The organism is Methanolobus vulcani, assembly GCF_006546655.1.
In the GTDB taxonomy this organism is placed as follows: Archaea; Halobacteriota; Methanosarcinia; order Methanosarcinales; family Methanosarcinaceae; genus Methanolobus; species Methanolobus vulcani_A.
In genome coordinates, this window is sequence record NZ_VIAQ01000015.1 from 637,768 (window position 1) to 652,756 (window position 14,989).

The 14,989-nt window shown below is 40.8% G+C and carries 10 protein-coding genes; 5 read left to right on the forward strand and 5 right to left on the reverse strand.

Going from position 1 to position 14,989, the window contains the following annotated elements:
- Positions 1–90: 90 nt before the first annotated feature.
- From FKV42_RS10455 to mtaB, 4 genes are all read left to right on the forward strand, one after another.
- The gene (locus FKV42_RS10455) at positions 91–1,713 is read left to right on the forward strand and encodes a methylamine methyltransferase corrinoid protein reductive activase (protein ID WP_154810143.1); all 1,623 of its coding nucleotides are present in this window, start codon (positions 91–93) and stop codon (positions 1,711–1,713) included.
- 31 nt (positions 1,714–1,744) lie between these two features.
- Complete coding sequence (locus FKV42_RS10460) at positions 1,745–2,878, forward strand: GTP-binding protein (protein ID WP_154810144.1); 1,134 nt, start codon at positions 1,745–1,747, stop codon at positions 2,876–2,878.
- A gap of 855 nt (positions 2,879–3,733) precedes the next feature.
- A complete protein-coding gene (gene mtaC, locus FKV42_RS10465; RefSeq protein WP_154810145.1) occupies positions 3,734–4,495 on the forward strand; it encodes a methanol--corrinoid protein MtaC in 762 nt (253 codons plus the stop codon).
- A gap of 13 nt (positions 4,496–4,508) precedes the next feature.
- Positions 4,509–5,888, forward strand: coding sequence for a methanol--corrinoid protein co-methyltransferase MtaB (gene mtaB, locus FKV42_RS10470; RefSeq protein WP_154810146.1), 1,380 nt, complete (start codon positions 4,509–4,511; stop codon positions 5,886–5,888).
- Between the two features lie 150 nt (positions 5,889–6,038).
- Here mtaB and FKV42_RS10475 read toward each other — a convergent pair whose 3' ends face one another.
- The 5 genes from FKV42_RS10475 to FKV42_RS10495 form a co-directional block, all read right to left on the reverse strand.
- Positions 6,039–7,970, reverse strand: coding sequence for a hydantoinase/oxoprolinase family protein (locus FKV42_RS10475; protein ID WP_154810147.1), 1,932 nt, complete (start codon positions 7,968–7,970; stop codon positions 6,039–6,041).
- Positions 7,971–8,196: 226 nt separating this feature from the next.
- Positions 8,197–9,207: a methylcobamide:CoM methyltransferase MtaA gene (gene mtaA, locus FKV42_RS10480; RefSeq protein WP_154810148.1), complete on the reverse strand. Its 1,011-nt coding sequence runs from the start codon at positions 9,205–9,207 to the stop codon at positions 8,197–8,199.
- Between the two features lie 327 nt (positions 9,208–9,534).
- The gene (locus FKV42_RS10485; RefSeq protein WP_154810149.1) at positions 9,535–12,366 is read right to left on the reverse strand and encodes a DEAD/DEAH box helicase; all 2,832 of its coding nucleotides are present in this window, start codon (positions 12,364–12,366) and stop codon (positions 9,535–9,537) included.
- Positions 12,363–13,232, reverse strand: coding sequence for a metallophosphoesterase (locus tag FKV42_RS10490; protein ID WP_154810150.1), 870 nt, complete (start codon positions 13,230–13,232; stop codon positions 12,363–12,365). Before FKV42_RS10490 ends, FKV42_RS10485 begins: the two co-directional genes overlap by 4 nt.
- A 21-nt stretch (positions 13,233–13,253) precedes the next feature.
- Positions 13,254–13,667, reverse strand: a complete 414-nt coding sequence (locus FKV42_RS10495) for a hypothetical protein (protein ID WP_230375599.1) — start codon at positions 13,665–13,667, stop codon at positions 13,254–13,256.
- A 281-nt stretch (positions 13,668–13,948) separates the two neighbouring features.
- On the opposite strand from FKV42_RS10495, the gene FKV42_RS10500 reads away from it, so the two are divergent.
- Positions 13,949–14,737: a helix-turn-helix transcriptional regulator gene (locus FKV42_RS10500; protein WP_230375600.1), complete on the forward strand. Its 789-nt coding sequence runs from the start codon at positions 13,949–13,951 to the stop codon at positions 14,735–14,737.
- The last annotated feature ends 252 nt before the right edge of the window (positions 14,738–14,989 follow it).

A 14,989-nucleotide genomic window follows, 5' to 3' on the forward strand; every position in this document is an offset into this window, starting at 1 on the left:
AGTTGGGCACAGATACATAGCAACATATATTTTTAAGTTCGGACACAGATACTACGTTATTAATTTTAAAAGAAATAAAAAGGGATTCAAATGAAAATTGGAGTTGCAATCGACATAGGTACCAGTGGTATCAGAGCACAGAAGATTGACCTTGATAGTGGTGATATTCAAAAGACAGTTATTACTCTCCGTAACCCGCTCCCAGGAGCAAATGTTATGGACCATCTGGATTTTGCCATTACTTATGGTCTTGATCTTGCTCAGGGTCTACACGTCAATGCTGTAAAGCATATTATTGAGACATTGGGAGTTAAGCCGGAAGAACTGGAAAGAATGTCTATTTGCGGAAACCCTATACAACTTTCCATTTTCCAGGGAATTCCAATTGATGACCTTGCTTATGCAGGAGAAAGGAAGAAGGAAAAGCTGAACATCAAAGAATCTGACAGAAGTGCCAGAATCATTGAGTGTTCAGAGATTAAGGGACTTGAAGTCTATCCAAATGCAAAGCTTGTTGTCCCACCTGCAATCAGACATGAAGTCGGTGCCGATGCACTTGCACTTATCATCAAATCAGGATTCCTTGATACAAAGGAAACCGCAATTGCAACTGATTACGGAACAAATGCAGAAATGGCACTTATCCATGAAGGAACAATCTACACAGGTTCCGCAGCAGCAGGTCCTGCTCTTGAAGGTCAGCAGATCAAATATGGTAACCTTGCATCACCATTCGTAATTTCCGATGTTGAATTTGAGGGTAAGAATATACGTAACTATGTACTTGACGAAGAAATGAATACTGTCAAGGCACAATTGATCAATCCTAACAATGGAGATATCATTGAAGAAGACTCCATTAAAGCAAAGGGAATTACTGGTACTGGTGTCATTGCAATTATTCAAGCAGGAATGGAAGACGGAATCATCACACTTCCAAAGATCAACACGCCTGATCACATACTTTACCTGCAGGACAAGATCAAGTTCTTCGAGAAGGATGTTGAGGCAGCAGGTCTTGCAATGGGTGCAATCCGTGCAGGACATCTTGCACTGTGTAATGCAGCAGGAATTGAAGTTGCCGATGTCAAGAAAGCATACATGTCCGGTGCCGCAGGTACTTACATGGATGCGGTCAAGGCACACCAGGTTGGCATGGTCCCATTCAATGTAGATGAGGTCATACAGATTGGTAACACCTCACTTATCGTTGCAAGGGAAATCCTCCTTTCAGAGGACAGGCTCTGGGAACTTCAGGAAATCGCTTCAAAGATTGTCAGCAACCACGTCATGTTTGCAACCGATCCTGCATTCAAGGAAGCATACATCCAGGAGATATCCTATTGGGGCGAAGGTATGCCATTCAAGATGCTCAAGAAGTTCCTCAAGAAGAAAGGACTGCCTCAGATCGATCTTCCAGAAGGCACTGTTAATGTAAACAAGGTCGTTGAGAAAGATATCCCTGTTCTTGGTCCGGAAGGATTGCAGGTTCTTGAGAGAGTTGGTACATTCCTTACAATGAAGGTTAACTGTCCGGAATGTCCAAAGTGTATCAAGGTCTGTCCTAATGATGCCATCACAATTGATGATGAAGGTGTTGTTATGATCAGTTCTGACCTTTGTGATGGTGCAAACTGTAAGAGATGCATTAATGCATGTCCAAAGGACACTTTCAGGTGGGAAAACCTTGTGGTTATGGAACAGGAAGCTTGAGCTTCCTTTTAATTTTTAGAAGGAATGAATTATGAAAGTACTTGTAATTGGTGGATTTTTAGGCAGTGGAAAAACATCCACTATTATACGAATTGGTAAAGAATTTAGTGAAGCTGGCCAGAAGGTTGCGGTTATTGTTAATGAGATAGGTGAAGTCGGACTGGATGGTGACGTCATTTCCAAATACGGTCTTGATATGACTGAGCTTACAAGTGGTTGTATTTGCTGTTCTCTTAAAGTAAATATGAAAACAACATTAACACTTCTTAACAGGGACTACCATCCAGATGTCATTCTGATAGAACCAACAGGAATTGCATTCCCACAGGTCATCAAGAATGAGGTTGATCTGATGAATCTGAAGGATACCACGGTGCAACCTCTTGTTACATTAATAGATGGTAGCAGGTTCAAGCAACTTATGAAGGAAGCAAAGAATTTTGCCATGCGCCAGATTATCGATGCAGAGATACTATGTATTAATAAGATTGACCTGGTCGATGAGATACGCATCCCAATCCTTGAGGCTTCTGTACAGCAATTAAATCCTAAGGCAAAGGTGTTACTTCTTTCCACCTCCAAGGAAGATGAGCACTGGGATGAATTTGTTGGGCTTGCAATGGGGGATGTCCCCAGTCAGCATGGTCATCATGAATTAAAAACTACAAGTTCGGATACTGAAGTGATCGATGAGGCAACAGGAAAGCCTGTAGAGCAGACCATGGATTCTATTGAAGCATCAGGTATAGCCAGTTATGCTACGGAATTTGTATTAGATGGGCGCATATCCACAGATTTGGCGCAGGTAACTGCAAAGGATATAATGTCGACTCTTAAATCTAAAGTGATAGAGCTCAGTCCTGAATTTGTTGGGCATATTAAGCTCTACATTGAATCCGGTTCTAATACTGTAAAGACCAATCTTACGGCATATGATCAGGATATTACCATGGAAGTCATTGATACAGAGACCGGGCAAGTGCCCAGACTCAAGGTTCTCTCAGCAGTCTCAAGTATTGATCATGATGAGCTTGTAAATCTGGTAAATGACACTGTTTCTGAGAACCTGGTTGCCCAGAATATAAGTTTCAAGCACAATAGCCATCACCATCATGACCACGACCATAGTCATTCCAAACCAATAGATTTAGTCAACAACAATTGATTATGAGAAATAAATGCAGCAATTCTTTTTGCTGCTATCTTTTTTATTGTTTTTTACCTGTATTTTGCCGTTATTTTGTTTTGAATTCATGTTTTGTATGAATCTTTTCTATCTTTCTTTGCAGAATATCTGTCCAAAATAATGTTATATATATGTGTGACGCATAACATGTACTTTTTTCAACTGCTATAATATTTCTATACGGATTATTTGTACACTTCGACTTTTGACGATACTTAAATCGAACGGTTAACAATAAGCAAAAAAAAATTGAAGTGATTTAAACACCTAAATATCTTTATCTTTTGGCGATATCATTTCACAGATTCTTACTAATAATCTAATAAAAAAATTAGTATGATCTATTATATTTATATCTCTATTTATATGATTTTAACAAGTTCACTTTAGTTACTGGCTAAAAAATGAGAAAATTATGCAGTACTATTTAAAGTTAATGGTTCTTTTGTAATTTTTTTTTACATTTTTGTAAATGTCCGTGTGTAATATTGGTTTACATTCTAAATATAATGAGGTGTTTTGTTGCTTATCACTCACAAAAAATGAAATCTGGGGGCACTGTTCAAAAATATAGCTGTTTTTCTCGTGATTTTATTGTTGTAAATCCGATTGCCCGATAGGTTTATATAGCTATCCAGAATAGGTGTTTATGTGGAAAGATGAAGTTAGCAAATGACTAAAACTTGTTAGCAAATGGTTGTGGAGACTTTTGCTATTGGAAACAGAGTCATGCGCCAACAGATGTCCATCTGCTGTTTACAAAAACATACTTCGCTTGAATGTATGTTAGCGTTTCAGCAGGAAGTCAATCTAGATCTAAGGAGGTAGAATTAGATGGATGTAGACCCAAGCAAAATATTAGTTAGGTATAATGTTGCTAAAGAAAAAGCACAGACACCTGAAGAGATGGCAGCTGAGATGTATCCAAGCGCAGAACCTGCAAATACAATCTGTGCTGCAATCTTTGACGGAGAAGAAGACGACGTAATCGAAGGTCTCGAGAAGGCAATCGAGGGCGGAGCAGATCCAGTAGCACTCATCGACGACGTGCTGATGGTAGGAATGAAGATTGTCACAGACTTATACGACCAGGGTGTAATCTTCCTGCCAAACGTTATGATGTCAGCAGATGCAATGCTTGAAGGTATCGAATTCTGTAAGGAACAGGGTGGCGCAGCACCAAAACCAAAAGGAAAGGTTGTTTGCCACGTAGCAGAAGGTGACGTACACGACATCGGTAAGTCAATTGTAGCAGCACTCCTCAGAGCAGCTGGTTACGAAGTAGTTGACCTTGGCCGTGATGTACCAGTCGACGAAGTTATCGCAGCTGTAAAGAAGGAAAGCCCAATGATGCTCACCGGTACAGCATTGATGACAACAACAATGTATGCATTCAAGGAAGTCAACGACAGACTCCTCGAGTCCGGTATCAAGATACCATTCCAGTGCGGTGGCGGAGCAGTAAACCAGGACTTCGTTACACAGTACGAGCTCGGAATCTATGGTGAAGAGGCAGCAGACGCACCAAAGATGGCAGACGCAATCCTTTCAGGAAAGGGTCTCGCACAGCTGAAGGAGCAGTTCCACAAACACTAAAGAGGTGACAGAAATGGTAAAAAGATACACATCACTTGCATACAAAGCAGCTGACGACATGATCTTCGGTAAGTCAGTTTACCCAGTAAAGGCAGAGCTCGGATTAGAAGTAGGTGCAGGATACGTAACTGGTGAAGTTAACTACGCACCAAGGCCAGAAGCTGGTGTCTCCAAAGAGAAACTTGTCTCAGAATACCGCAGACTTACAACTGACATTATGGCAAGAGCTGTACAGGTCGGTTTCCCAGGTATTGTACTTGAAACAGAACACGTAGAACAGATGACCAACAACCCTGACTGGGGAGGAGAGGTCGCACACGTCCAGAAGACTATCATGGAAGAATACCATGAGGAATACGGAATCAAGACCGCTCTCAGACACACCCCGGGTGACGTTCGTGAGAACCGTGACCTTCTTGCACTTATCGGTGACAAGTATGACGTAACTATGGAGTCATTCGAAGCTGTAGCAGAAGCAGGAGCAGACTTCCTGTCCATCGAAACAATGGGCGGTAAGGAAATTCTTGACTACGCAATTCTCAGAAATGACATTCCTGGTCTCGTATATGCAATTGGCTGCCTCGGTTCAATTGACATGACCATGATCTGGAGCGACATCAGAAAGATCGCTGACAAGACCGGAAGAATTGCAGCTGGTGACACTGACTGTTCACAGGCAAACACTGCAATGTTTATTGCAGGTGGTCTCCTTGACAAGAACCTTGCACACACCATTGCAATCATCGCAAGAGCAATCTCTGCACCAAGGACACTCGCAGGATATGAAGCAGGTGCCCAGGGTCCAGGAAAGGACTGTGGATACGAGAACACAATCGTAAAGGCAATCACTGGATGCCCAATCTCACAGGAAGGAAAGACCTCAACATGTGCACACTCAGACGTAATGGGTAACCTTGTCATGCAGTGCTGTGACCTGTGGTCAAACGAATCTGTAGAATACCACGGTGAATTCGGTGGTACATCTGTACAGTGCTGGTCCGAGTCCCTTAACTACGATGCAGCAATGCTCAACGTAGCAACAGAGACAGGCAACGCAAAGATGCTCCGTGACATCCTCGTACTCTCTGACAAGTACAGAGACCCACAGGGATACGTCCTTGCATACGACAACGCATACAAGGTTGCAGAATCCATCGCAAAGGACGGAGATAACCTTTACCTCCGTGCAAAGAACGCAGCAATCACATGCTGTGACATCCTGAACGGTGCAGAAAAGCTTACCATGTCCAAGTTCGAACTTGGTGCACTCGCAGACGCAAAGGCAGCCCTCGACGCAATGACCGACGAGGAAGACACCTTCATGAGCGAGAGCATGGAGAAGTACAAGGCAGAAGTACCTGTCTTCAGACCAGAAGACAACTACAAGTTCTAAATTTAGAACTTGTTTCTTTTTTCTTTTTTAGTTATTAGTTCCTTTACTGTTAAGTTTGCTTTTTTTCAGAAATTACAGAAATATAGCACTGTAATTAATCTATTCTAAAATAAGATTTTCAAATAAAGTAAAAAATAAAAAAGTAATAGGTTATTTTGTAAATATTTTAGGATAACCTATGCCTGTGATCTGTATCACAGTTTCAACTGGGTCGTGTTTCCAGTCTTCCGGTGAAAATGTTTTTTTAGTCATATTTATGTCAAGGTTATCTCTGCTAACACCACATTCTCCCATATATTCCACAATCATTTGTTTTCCATGCACTTCTGCATATTCCACAGCTTCACGATACTCTGAAAAAGTACTTCTTCCTTCCGGGGAGAATACATAATATCCAGAATCAAGATCATTTATTGATATTGGTCTTACAATAAGTTCCATCCTTCGGATACCTTTTCCAAAGAGAGCTCCTGCAGCGTTGCCAACCTGGGCATGTTCGGGAACGGTAATATCTGCATCTATTATTTTTTCCATGATTTCCTTGTATGCTACTACCGGACCACCAAGAAGAACAACAGGAATATCAACTTTAAATCTTGCATTGTATTTTCCATCAACGATCTTCTGAATGCCATTTCTTTCAATATCAGGAAGTATATAGGTCATAAGGTTAAAGGCCATATTCTTTGCGACTATTTCCTTTACTTTGGTACTGAATTCAACATCTGTCATTTTATTTAGTTTTCCAAGTTTTTCAGCACCGATCACTGATGCTTTTGTATCCCATGAATTATATTCTCCCAGGATATGAAGGGCATCAGATGGGGTAAAACCAATAGCTTGAATAAGTCTTTTCTGTATAAGGGAGTCCAGTATAACAGTTGAAGGATAGCGAGTGGAAATTGCAGAAATTTCGTCCAGGCTCATTGGTTCATCTCCAATAGCTTTAAGTACTTCAGCTTCAGCATCCTCAAGTCCTTTAGGCTCAAAACCGGATCTCATGAAGAATTTTGTAGGTTGGATGTTTCTATCAAGAACACTTCTTTTGGGGATTAAATTTCTTTTAAGCTTATCCAGAAATCCAGGATATTTTGATGATGCAAGACAGAGAGGCATTACTCTTCGTGGCCCGATATGGATCACGTTGTTGCGTGTCCATACATGACTATCCCCACCCATCGCAGATGTTTCCATCCTTGTTGCGCGGACACGGGTTTTCCATCCTCCGACAACTGCCCCTGTGTCTGAAAGTTCAGGGATTCCATCCAGTATGGCAGATACGTCAGTACTGGTTCCACCGACATCTACTACTGCACATGTGTCAAGTCCTGACAGGAATGAAGCTCCTACAAGACTTGCTGCAGGACCTGAAAATATCGTTTCCACTGGTTTTTCCAGTGCATCTTTTAAACCAACAACCGTACCGTCACATTTTAGCATTAACAGACGTGCATCAATTTCTCTTCTTTTGATCTCATCAATTACTGACAGAACGAATTTATGGGATATTGGAAGTAGTTGTGCATTAAGGGATGCAGTGACCGCACGTTCATACGCCCCAAGATCCTGTGAGAGTTCATGGCCACAAACAACCGGCAGTCCTGTAATCTCATGAAGAACTTTAGTAATCTCCAGTTCATGCTCTGGATTCCTTACACTGAAAAAAGAAGATACAGCAAAAGCTGAAATCTCATCTTTATACTTTTCAGCAAATTTCTTTACTGCAGCAATGTCAGGTTTTTCAATCTCTTCTCCATTATAACTATGCCCTCCCGGGATTGAAAGCACATGTTTTGCAGGGAAATCTCCTTTTACCGGATGCTCGCCTACAAGAATAAGAGCAACAGGACTTCCTGTTCCTTCAAGCACTGTGTTGGTAGCAAGAGTTGTTGAAACAGACACAAGGGTTACTTTTTGGATATATTCCTGGTCAAGTGTATTAATCGCGTTTTTGATACCTTCAACAAGATTCGGATATGTTGTGAGGGCTTTTCCTGAACCTACAACGGTTCCATCAGAGTCCCTTACAAGAATAGCATCTGTATACGTACCGCCAGCATCAATTCCTAGACTATAGTGCATAATATATCTCCTGTTTTACAATGCAAAAGAACCAAAGTTAAATTTGAAAAGACGTATGAATTGTGCAAATAACCTTTGATTAATAAAAGATGGGCTAAGTTATATTAAAGATTTATGTTAACGCCGAATATTAAAAACAGCATCAATAAACGTCAAATTAGTTTATTATAGAAAAAAAGAATATGGCATGACCATAGTAAAACTATGGCATGCTATGTTAAAAGATTTATGCGTAGTAATCGTCTCTTGCTTCGACCATTGCCTTAAGGTTTGCAACTGGGGTGTCAGGTGCAATTCCACAGCCTGGTGCAAGGACGTCGATTCCGTCGTCAAGAGCCTGTTTTGCAGCTGCTTTTACTGCTGCTTCGTCACCTGCAAGAAGTACGAAAGGACTGGATACATTACCGCAGATTGTGCACTTGTCTCCTACCTTTGCCTTTGCGCCCTTAAGGTCCTTTACTTTCTCTTCGATACTGATGGATTCGAAGTGGCAGTCTGCCATCATTTCGATAATTGCAGTTACATCACCACAAACGTGGAGAATCATTGGACCATTGACACCGTCAGCGAATCTCTGGAGGACTGGCTTGAGGATCTTGTCGAATACATCAGGAGCCATGAGGTCTGGTGATGCTACAGGATCTGGTACACTGATAACATCTGCACCAGCAGCAAGCATAGCATTTGCGTACTCGATACATGCATCACATGCGAAGTCAAGGATGGTCTGGAAGTCTTCTGGCTTTTTGATGGACCATTTCATGAACTTCTTTACACTTGCAAGGTCGGATGCAAGTGTTACAGGACCTTCCATACCAGCGATTACTGGTACTTCATCTCCGCATTTCTCTCTCAGGATTCCAAGTGCTTCCATTACTACTGGGATTCTTCCCTGTGAAAGGAGGTCCTCTGGCATAGCAAGGTCGTCAACGCCCTTTGGATATGGGTGATCGGTGACGGATGGCTGTCTGTTCTTTGTACCCATGTTGATTGTACATCCCATTGCTTCTGCGAGTACTGTGAGACAGTATGGAGCTCTTACGCCCTCAAGACCGCATTCTGCGTATGATGCATATGCAAGGTCTGCCATCATCTTAGCATCGGAGTGTGCTTCTGGCCATGAAGCACCAGTTTTGTCCATAAGCTCTACAATTCCAGACTGAGTTACAGTACAAACAGGTACTTTGTCGACTTCTTCACCTTTTAATGCTTTGAGTAATCTTTCTTTCATGTTCATAATGAATCCTTCTCTGTTGAGTAGATTTTAGTCACCTTGATTTGCGTAACATCAGATATAAAACTATTGGATTAATGTAGGGGGATGCAGAAAATGAAAATTAATTCAAATTAATAACCATTAACAACTCAGGAATAAACAGGACAGGTATGACATAAAAACAAATAGTTTATTATAGAGAAGAAAAAAGTATTAAGATTAAATTACGATTCATAAACAGTTCCGTTTACTTTCTCTCATCGCTCCATATGGCAATTATCCTGTCGGTGGCAATATGTGTATCTTTCATCATCGCTGATGGTCAGTATGCAGTCCGCATATGCTTCATCAACTCCAGAATCTCTTATTCTTGGCATAGTTCCTCTCAGCTACCAGAATATCACGATAAAATGCTTCTTCATCATGTCGCATTTTTTGTATGACACGGGTTGCCATCTCAGGACCAACACCTCTGCTTGCAAGTGCTATTACTGCCATTTTTCCATGTGTCATTACAATATTCGCATTCCTGTAAACCCTGCGGATACGTTTAATATCTTCTTTTGCAGTGACCTTATCCTGTTTTTTGACAAGTTTTATCTCCTCATCTTCCCAGGGTTTTAGTGCCGCCACCATCCCTGAATCACAAACAGGACATATAATCTCATCAGGGACATTCTTCACCTGTCTTCTTGATGTCCATTTCTTGCAATGCACACAGAAAAGTATTACATTATCATTCATAATGCGCTCTTTCAAAGCCATAACAATAGACCTGTCAGCTTTTTCAGGAGCTACAAGGTCACGTTTCATGGAAAAACCTGAACTACCTATTGGTGTTGCCCTGCTCACCACAACACGAATCTCGCCTTCAGCCATCCTTGTCAGTATCTCTGTGACTCTCTCAACATCCAGCATATCATGGAATATCTCTCTGATAACTTCGTCATACATTGCAGTGTCACGATAGATCTCAAGCAGCTTTTTCATGCTTATCCTGTCATAATCGATATCCTTGCTAAGAGCACCGAATTTTCTGGCAACATGTACCATTTTCCACTTCATCAACGAAGTGTTCTTCAGGGTCATCTCAATGATAGGTTCAATATGCTCCGGCTGTATATCCTGCAAAAGAGTTTCAATTTCCTTAGCCTTTATTCTGCGTGGCAGTGTCATTTTTATTCTGTAAGGATCGATCTCCTGTGCCACGCTGCTTCCGTATCTTGCAGCAAGCAATGAAGTCAGCACCTTTGCAAGTGTTTCGTTGGCATTATGACCAATGCATGTGTTGATTAGCACTGCATCACCGTCATTCTCGATAACAAAAAGATGCTGGTCAGGAAGTGGATAACCACCTTCAACATGTTCTCTGATTATTGAAAGAAGCTCAGTCAAACTATCAGGGTCAATAGGATACAAAGTAGCAAGTTCAGTAGCTATCTCAGTGTCTTCCTTTTCTTCAAGTATCATTCCTGCAATTACAGAACGTATATTTGCAACTTCCTGTGCGACCTCAAAAGGCACAGGAATTTCTTCGCCTGTCCAGCTTGGTATTTCTCCCATACCCCTGACGGGTTCCACTTTAATCCTGTTGCGATCACTTATCATCTCAATGACACGCCACATGTCACCTTTAGTAATGAACACAGCACCGGGTGTGGCAAAATTAATAACAAAAGCCTCATCAAGAACTCCAACAGGTCTGCCGGTGACAATATCGAAAATCTCGTATTTCTTCTCGTCCGGAATCATGGAGAGGTTATCGTAATAGTATTGCCAGCTCTTTCTCCTGCGGCTTATATTATCGGAACCTTCCTCCTGCCAGACCATGCGATAATCTTTGATCTGCGCTATCACTTTCCTGAGAACTTCAATTCTAAGGTTCCTGAAAGGGTAAGCTCGCTTTAAGATAGTGTATATTTTTTCAATTCCAATATCCCCGAAATCAAGCACAATTCCGGCAAGCTGGTTTGCCACGACATCAAGAGAATTCATGTGTGGAGAAATAGATTCAACCTTTCCTTCATTTGCAAGTTTACAGATTGCCATGCTCTCAGCCACATCATCGGCATCCATGGCAATGATAGTACCTCTGGAAACCTCATGTATCCTGTGTCCCGCACGTCCCACACGTTGCAAGAGCCTGGAAACCTGTCTCGGTGAACCATACTGGACAACATGGTCCACGTTACCTATATCAATTCCAAGCTCCATTGATGATGTACAAATGAGTCCCTGAAGGTCACCGTTCTTGAAAGATTCCTCTGCTTCGATACGTGAATCAACAGACAGAGAACCGTGATGAACTCCAATTGGTAGTTCAAGCATATTGAATCCGGCAGCAAGTGCTTCAGCACTCTGCCTTGTATTCACGAATACCAGCGTGGAGACGTTATCCAAAACAATATCTCTCACACAGCGTATATGTGCTGCAAAGTTCACATCGCATGCCAGTTTCTTAGAGAGAGTGATGTCATCATCTGTAATTTGTGGACAAACTACGCTGAAATCAAGAAGTTTGAGTAAGGATACAGAAACAATAGATACCTCTCTTTCAGAACCTGCAAGAAACTTTGCCACTTCTTCAGGATTACCCACCGTGGCTGAAAGCCCGATTCTCTGGAATTCTCCTGAAAGTTCCACAAGTCTTTCAAGACCAACTGCAAGTTGAGTTCCTCTCTTAGAGGATGCCATTTCATGTATTTCATCCACGACAACGTGGGTTACATAAGAAAGGTTCTTTCGTAGACGTGAACCGGTAAACATTGCTTGCAAAGTTTCCGGGGTTGTTATCAGAAAATCTGGCGGTTTGCGTGATTGCTTCTGCCTTTCATACTGGGAAGTATCTCCATGCCTTACCTGAACATCGATGCCAAGTTCCTTTCCCCACCACTGTATGCGTGAGAGCATATCACGGTTCAGTGCCCTGAGTGGAGTAATGTAAAGAGCCGAAATTCCAACTCTCTGTTCCTGTGTTTTGGCAAGAATGGCATGGAATATAGGAAGAACAGCAGATTCGGTTTTTCCAGAGCCAGTAGGAGCAATGAGGAATGTGTGGTCACCTTTAAGAATATATGGAAATACCTTTTCCTGTGGCTCGGTAGGTGCCTTAAATCCCTGTTTTTCCAGGGCGGCCTGAATTCTAAGGTCAAATGAATCGAATATGTTGTCAAAACTCATTTATTGCTCCTTTCTTTACTCCTGCTTCCTTGACCTTTACGTTTTTTCCTCGGCCGAACCTTGCTTTCTTCAAGTTTCCTTATGTTCTTCAGTTTACCCAGCTGAGTTCCATCCAGCAGGTATGCCTGGGCATTATCGATATCAACACCTCGTGATGAAAATAATGGTCCCAGCAGGTCATCATGCATTGATTCATTAAAAGCCACACCGCCACAGAGTTCATTGAACGATGGTACGATTATCAGCTCCGGGTCATTCCAGTTCTCACTGTCTTTTTCAAGTTCAAGGCTGCTGAAATGTTCCTGAAGTACAGGAAGATTAAGGCGTGTTCTTATCCAGCTTTGTTCCACCATAGCATAACCCAGTGAATCGGTAAGGCGTATAGTTGGGTGGTTGTGTGCGGTGATTATGTATTCAGCTTTAAACATTTCCGGGTCAGGCCACGTGTGCCCGTGGAAATAACCCACATCTTCAATGACAGATCCCCTTGCAGGATGAACGGTTATGTTCTTCTTATCCGGTAACAGGTACTCGATTCCACCATCGTGGTTTCCGGGAAATATATCCACATCTGCATGGTCAGAGAGTGCTGAAAGGAAATATGGTATTTCATCTCTCTCCTGCCATGATATTTGTGGGACATTGTGTTTCACATCTCCAAGCAGGATTATTCTGTCAGGAGAAGTCTGCTCTATGTAATTTAGAATCCTTTCAAGCCCGTATTTCATACGGCTTGGGATTGAAAATCCACTTCTATAAAGATCCCACTCGATTCCCAGATGGATATCGGCAACTACCAGTGACTTTGTTTCGTTTCTAACCACAAGTGCGGGTTCATCAATAATAGGGTCTATCTGTATGGTCATTTTTGTGGAAGTTTTCTCAAATCAGCTATTATCCTTTTTGTTCATGTGGTCTATTTTCTCTGACATTTCAAAGACAACTTTTTTCAGTTCATCAATGTTATTCTCAAGTTCAAGGATCTTATTATACATCGGACTTCTGTCATCTTTTATTGCCTGCTCCTGAGAAAAACGCTGCTTGCTTGGGAATACATATACGTAGGTAAGCCACATGCCTATAAATGCCACTATGAAAAGTGCTGCAAGGAACAGCAGGTAATGGGGAAATAACATTCTCATGAAACTGTCACCTGAACTGTAATACTGCAATCTTGTTATCATCAGGAAATTAAGCAGGGAGAAAAGGAACATAGTTTCTCCTACTATTATCAGCATTCCTCCAATTCTTGTTGACATTTTTCGCTGTTTTGGGATTATCTTTTCAAACATGGAGCTCATTAAAAGGAAATTGGTTTAATGTGATATTTATATTTGTAGTGATGTGTGGGATATTCCTGGGTTTTTAGGGTTATGTAAAAAGAATAAAATGAGAAATCATTTGATTTGAATTCTCCTTTGAGTAATGTTGGAGATATAGGTTTCATATATTACATAATTTTTATAAATATGCATTATACAAACATGCTTAATTAGTATTCACCGATTTATTTTATATAAAATTGGTACGTAAGTGTGCATCAAATAGTATTATACGTAATGCTTGTTCATGGGGGTACTAATTGACTAAAAAACGATTACTTGATGTAGCATTTGCTTCTGAAAAGAGAATGAATGTGCTATTATTTCTGCACGGTGGTGCAAAAGAAATGGCTACTCTTCTGGAATTAATGGACACGAGCAGAAATTCATTGCTTCCTCAAATGAAGATTCTGGAAGAGCATTATCTGATTATTCATTACAATGATACTTATGAGTTGACAACTATTGGAAAACTTCTTGTTGACAATATGATTCCTTTAGTGGATAAAACCAATGTCATCGACATTGATGTTGATTATTGGGGAAGCCGGGATCTTGATTTCATTCCATCCTACTTACTTAAAAAAATAGGTCAGCTTAATCATTGTGAAATAATAAATCCAGATATCACTGAATTATTTTCAATGCATAAATCTTTCAATATTGATTATAAAGTATCCTCTCGTGTTTATGTAGTTACTACTACACTATACCCAAATTTCAATTCGAACATTGCAGAACTGCTTGAAAATAATGTTGATTTCTACTATATAGTTTCTCAGGAATTACTTAACAAGCTAAGAACAGAATATAAAAAAGAGTTTACAAGTTTTATCAGCAATAAATTCTTCCACATGTATATTTACACTAAAGAGATGAAATTCTTATATTTCACCTTTGATAGTGTTCACTCTGTAATAAGTGCGTTTAATAATAACGGAGAGTTTGATTATAAGTTCATGTTATGCAAAGGTCAAAGTGCAGTTGACTGGACAAAAGAACTTTATGATAATATCCTTAAAGACTCAACAGCAGTAACTGAGATTTAATTAGTATCTTTCTTTTTTACCTGCAGAAATTTATTGACAAAGGCGTGATGGTCAAAAACTAGTTGAAGCTTATTCCTGAAGCGGTTTTTATCCCGGCCAGAACGCTGCTTCATTTTACAGCTTACTCTCTTATGACCAGTTTGCATTATGTATTATTATATGAACCACGGGCAGCTATATTATTGTGAATTATTAGGCGGGCATAATTCAAAACTCAAGGTTATGTATCTTTTTTACAGGCTGTCCGACAAT

Coding starts and splice junctions, on each gene's coding strand:
- FKV42_RS10475 (WP_154810147.1), bottom strand. CDS start 7,970: ATGCACTATAGTCTAGGAATTGATGCTGGCGGTACGTATACAGATGCT.
- FKV42_RS10490 (WP_154810150.1), bottom strand. CDS start 13,232: ATGACCATACAGATAGACCCTATTATTGATGAACCCGCACTTGTGGTT.
- mtaC (WP_154810145.1), top strand. CDS start 3,734: ATGGATGTAGACCCAAGCAAAATATTAGTTAGGTATAATGTTGCTAAA.
- mtaA (WP_154810148.1), bottom strand. CDS start 9,207: ATGAACATGAAAGAAAGATTACTCAAAGCATTAAAAGGTGAAGAAGTC.
- FKV42_RS10485 (WP_154810149.1), bottom strand. CDS start 12,366: ATGAGTTTTGACAACATATTCGATTCATTTGACCTTAGAATTCAGGCC.
- FKV42_RS10460 (WP_154810144.1), top strand. CDS start 1,745: ATGAAAGTACTTGTAATTGGTGGATTTTTAGGCAGTGGAAAAACATCC.
- FKV42_RS10455 (WP_154810143.1), top strand. CDS start 91: ATGAAAATTGGAGTTGCAATCGACATAGGTACCAGTGGTATCAGAGCA.
- mtaB (WP_154810146.1), top strand. CDS start 4,509: ATGGTAAAAAGATACACATCACTTGCATACAAAGCAGCTGACGACATG.
- FKV42_RS10495 (WP_230375599.1), bottom strand. CDS start 13,667: ATGAGCTCCATGTTTGAAAAGATAATCCCAAAACAGCGAAAAATGTCA.